The sequence below is a fragment of the Vibrio sp. 1401 genome (genome assembly GCF_033340295.1).
In genome coordinates this window covers 1-822 of the sequence record NZ_JAWOWF010000245.1, presented here as the reverse complement: position 1 = coordinate 822, position 822 = coordinate 1, and the positions used below count along the sequence as shown (strand labels likewise).

Here is an 822-nt window from a genome sequence, read left to right as displayed (position 1 = left end):
AGATATATCCTTCTCATTTATGCGTTCCATGCATCCGGCATTAGTAGGTAGCCTTTGCCGCGTACCGTAATGATTTTTTGAGGTGAGCAAGACGCGTCGCCCAATTTCTTTCTAAGTGTTACGATGCGGTTGTCAATGGTTCTATCTGTACCGTCGTACTCAATCCCGCGTAACGTTTTGGTGAGCCATTCACGCGACAAGGTTTTCTCGGCATGAGTGGCGAGTACCCACAGCAAGTCAAACTCACCGTCGGTTAATGCGACAGGTTGTTGGTTCATAGTACAAGATTTACGTAGTCGGTTTAAACACAACACGCCGATTTGTAAGCCGTTTTCTGGCGCTGGAGCGGCGCTTTCTTTCCTGCGCAATAACATACGGATACGAGCAAGTAACACGCGCGGTTTGATAGGTTTCGTGACAAAGTCATCGGCGCCAATTTCAAGCGCAGCGACGTGATCAAAATCGTCATCGCTTGCGGTAAGCATCAGAACTTTGCCTTTGTAACATTCGCGGATTTGACGACAAACGCTCAAACCGTCTTGGCCCGGCAGCATCAAATCTAACAAAACCAAATCGGGTTGAGTGTCTAAAATAGCGTTCGGCGCGTCGGTGCCGTTATCAATACAGCGGACGTCGAAGCCTTGTTCTACAAAGTACTCACCGAGCATATCTTGTAGTTTTGGATCGTCTTCGACAATGATAAGGGATGGCTTGATTTCTTGTTCGTTCATGTAAGTGATGTGTGCTGTATTTGATATCACTGAAAGTTAAACAAATTTGCGAGTTATTTCAAATAAAGCTTGTAAAGAATAAGGTTATCCG

At 45.6% G+C, this 822-nt stretch carries 1 protein-coding gene; it reads right to left on the bottom strand.

Translation table 11 applies throughout. The annotated features are described in order from the left end of the window. Positions 1-17: 17 nt before the first annotated feature. Positions 18-731: a response regulator gene (locus R7Z77_RS24860; protein WP_005463399.1), complete on the bottom strand. Its 714-nt coding sequence runs from the start codon at positions 729-731 to the stop codon at positions 18-20. Between the last annotated feature and the right edge of the window lie 91 nt (positions 732-822).

Bases quoted from the DNA above. Each gene is read 5' to 3' on its own strand.
- R7Z77_RS24860 (WP_005463399.1), bottom strand. From the start codon at position 731: ATGAACGAACAAGAAATCAAGCCATCCCTTATCATTGTCGAAGACGAT.